We start from the raw sequence: 3532 nt of genomic DNA on the forward strand, positions 1-3532 counted from the left end.
CCTCCCCGGCGGCGGGGGCGATGCCGCCCAGCAGGGCTTCCTGCCGGGCCGCCTGCACCGTGGCCAGCTCGGCCCGCAGCACGGCGCGCCGTTCCGCCAGGTGTTCCAGACCGCGCCGGCCGCGCCGGGCCGTGTGGAAAAAACGCTCCATATTGTCCCGCACGCTGCGGCGCATATCCAGCCTCACGGTCTTGCGCGGCGTCTCCCCGTCCCCTTCCTCCGGCGGCGGCAGCACCAGCTCGGGGGCCCGGAAGTCCGCAGGCCAGCGCCAGAGCCAGGCCTGCAGCAGCAGACCGTCCTCGCGGGCGGCGCACATGTCCAGCAGACGCCGCTCCTCCCCGTCCAGCTTGGCCAGCAGCTGTTCCAGCTTGCGCAGGCGACGCGACAGGGGCAGGGCCGCGGCCCCGGCGGCATCGCGCGCGGCCTTTTCCAGCACCAGCTTCTGCCCGGCCTTCTCCACCAGGGCCAGGACGTCTTCCCCCTGCTCCTCCTGCCAGCCCTGGGCCAGGGCATCGGGCAGGGGCCAGGCCGCGATGCGGCAGGACGGCCCGTCGCCGGGCTTTTCCGCCTCACCGGCGGGCGGCGCGTAGTAAAAGACATCCCCGCCGCCCAGGCGCAGGTCTTCCAGCAGGGCCTGCCGGTCCAGGGCATCGTAGAACGGCAGGACGCGGCGCAGGGCGGGCGTCAGCACCGGCCAGTCCCGCCAGTGCGCGAGGGCCTCCTCCAGCTCTCCGGCTTCGGGCCAGCGCAGGACATCCTCCTGCGGGCTCCGGCTCACGGGCAAAAAACGCACCGACGCGCCTTCGCGCAGGTCCAGCAGCAGCCAGGTGGCCAGGGGCTCACGCTCCGCGCCGGGAGCGTCAGGGCCGTCGGGAAGGCCGGGAGCATCGGGGACGCCGGGGGCCGCCGTCTCCGGCGGCACGGAGGCGGCAGCCGGACCGCCGTCGGGGGCGGGGACAGAGGCGAGGTCCTGCCCGTCCTCCGGGCTCCAGAGCGGCAGGACGCGGCGCAGGGCCTCCTCGGCCGCGGCTTCGCCGCCCACCAGCAGCCAGAGCCGGCGGCGGGAGAACGAACAGACCGCTGCCAGGATGCGGTGCCCGGCCAGATATTTGCGCAGGCGCATGACCGGGGCCGACGGCGCGCGCCCGGCCGCCAGACGGCTGCGCGAGAGGAAGAGGAAGGGCTCCTTGCGCGCGGCGCGCAGGCAGAGCTGGCATTTGCGGCCGCCGCCCGTCTGGCCATATGTCTGGCCGTACGCATGGCCGCGCGCGGCCAGATTGATGTTGAAAGCCAGCAGGCCGGGGACCGGTTCCTGCACTTTTTCCAGCCAGCCGCCGATGATGCGCGGCGCCAGTTCCTCACAGAAGCGATAGAAAAGATGGGCGTCCATGATGCGAGCCGGATATCCTTCCCGGCATCACGGCCGGGGCGAAAAACAAAAAACGGGCCGGAGCCCGTTTTTCTGTCAAAAGATCAGGGGACGCCGCGCACCACGGCGCGGACCGGTCCGCGCTAGTCACCGCGCAGATGTTCGTCCTCTTCCTGCTTGGCCTTGCAGTTGATGCACAGGCGGGTGACCGGACGCGCCTTGAGGCGCGGGATGGCGATCTCCTCGCCGCATTCGTCGCAAATGCCGTAGGTCCCGTCGTCGATACGCTGCAGCGCGGACTGGATCTTGCGGATCAGGCGACGTTCGCGGTCGCGGATGCGCAGGGTGAAGGCACGGTCGGATTCGGCCGTGGCCCGGTCAGCAGGGTCGGCGAAGACTTCGTTGCTGTCCGTGAGCTCTTCGATGGTGGAATCGCCCTTCTGCTTGGCTTCTTCCAGCATGCTGGTGAGGAGCTTGCGGAAATATTCTATATCCTTCTGGTCCATGTGAGCCTCCCAAAACTGGCCTTCTCGGCACGATTTTGGCGTTTTTTCCCTGTAATAAGGAATCGCTCCTCATTACCCGGAAAAAGACATCTTGTAAAGCGGTACGCGCTCATTCTTCCGTCACATCTTCCCGGGCCGGGGCCGCGTGCAGGCGCGCCTTCTGCTCGGCGCGCAGTTCCTCGCGGGCCGGTTCCCAGGCGGGCTCCCGCCAGATGCCTTCCCGGCTGGGCAGGACCTCGCCCTGCCAGCCGCCGCCCAGCCAGCTGGCGCGCACGCCCACCGGGGCCCCCAGACGCACGGCCTTGCCCGAATAGGAGGCCATCAGGGCCGCCGCCGCGCGCAGCACCGCTTCCGGCCAGGTACGCCCGCCGCAGGCCACGGCCAGCGGCCCGGGGATGTCGGCCAGATGGATCTTGGCGTCGTCCCGGCCCAGCACGCCGTGCAGGGCCTGGTTGTCGCCGCTGGTGCGGCCGATGGCCAGCCAGTAGTCCCGGCCGTCCTCGCGAGCCCAGAACTGCCGCCCCAGATTGGCCAGGGTGAAGGCCCGCGTATCGGGCTCGGGCCAGCGGGAAAGCACGGGCCAGTAGCGCCGGGCGTTCTCCTTGTCCGCCAGACGGCAGCCGCCGCCGGGGGTGGGGATCTCGGGCAGGCCGTATTTCCTGGCCAGCTCCAGCTGGTCCTTGCGTCCGCGCCCGCTGATGCCCAGCAGGCGGGAACGGTCCACGAAGCCCTCTTCCTCCGCCGGGATGGGCGACAGCTGCAGGGCGCTCAGGGGCCGCAGCAGGATGTCCTGCACCCCGGCGTCACGCCGGATGGCGTTGAGCACGTCGCGCCGCTGCGACATGGGCCGCTGCCCCAGGACCTCGCCCGTGGCCAGCAGGCGCGCGCCGATGCTCTCCATATACAGGCGGGCATGGCGCAGGAGCAGGATCTTGCAGTCCACGCAAGGGTTCATGACCTTGCCGAAACCGTGGGCCGGACGGGCGCGCAGCAGGGCGCAAAAATCGTCGCTCACGTCCAAGGTGCGGATATCCAGCCCGTACAGGCTACTCCAGCGCGGTACGGAGGCCGGATCGCCGAAAAAGGGGGAATGACAGTGCAGGCAGCAGACCCGCAGGCCCTGTTCCTCAAGGACCCTGGCCGCCAGGATGCTGTCCAGACCGCCGGAAAAAAGCACGACCACGTCCGCCGGCCGCCGGGCGTCATCGACCATGGCAGGCGCAGCGGGCGTCGGGAAAGGGGAGGGAGTAGCGGAATTCGTCATGGCCCGCCTTCTACGCGAAAGCAGGGGCAGGAGGCAAGAGGCCGGGCCGGATCTTCGCAGCCGGGGGACAGGATCTTTCGCCCTGCAGCGCCCGTGCCGCCCGGCCGCTGCCGATGCCCGCAAGGCTCTCGGCGTCGCCCACGGCGCGGCCTTGCGGGCCGACTTCGACCGCTCTCCTCCCCGGCGCGCTTTGGCGAAAAAAACGGGGCGCCACAGGCCGCTGTCCGTACGGTACGCTTTCCCCGACGACACGCATCTCTCCGTGGAGCTGCGGCACATGGCCGGACACCGTATCCACGGCGACCCTCTCCGCGCCATGCCGCCCGGCCGCTGCCGATGCCCGCAAGGCTCCCGGCATCACCCACGGCGCGGCCTTGCGGGCCGCCTTCGACC

At 70.5% G+C, this 3532-nt stretch carries 3 protein-coding genes; all 3 read right to left on the reverse strand.

Annotated elements, in window-relative coordinates; translation table 11 throughout:
• A partial coding sequence (locus Q1X76_RS09955) for a DUF814 domain-containing protein (protein ID WP_300719725.1) occupies positions 1 to 1390 on the reverse strand: 1390 nt, incomplete at its 3' end.
• A 122-nt stretch (positions 1391 to 1512) separates the two neighbouring features.
• Complete coding sequence (dksA, locus tag Q1X76_RS09960) at positions 1513 to 1875, reverse strand: RNA polymerase-binding protein DksA (protein ID WP_168934659.1); 363 nt, start codon at positions 1873 to 1875, stop codon at positions 1513 to 1515.
• Between the two features lie 109 nt (positions 1876 to 1984).
• Positions 1985 to 3139: a tRNA(5-methylaminomethyl-2-thiouridylate) methyltransferase gene (locus tag Q1X76_RS09965; RefSeq protein WP_300719727.1), complete on the reverse strand. Its 1155-nt coding sequence runs from the start codon at positions 3137 to 3139 to the stop codon at positions 1985 to 1987.
• Between the last annotated feature and the right edge of the window lie 393 nt (positions 3140 to 3532).

This window comes from uncultured Desulfovibrio sp. (assembly GCF_949282365.1).
Taxonomy (GTDB): Bacteria; Desulfobacterota; Desulfovibrionia; order Desulfovibrionales; family Desulfovibrionaceae; genus Desulfovibrio.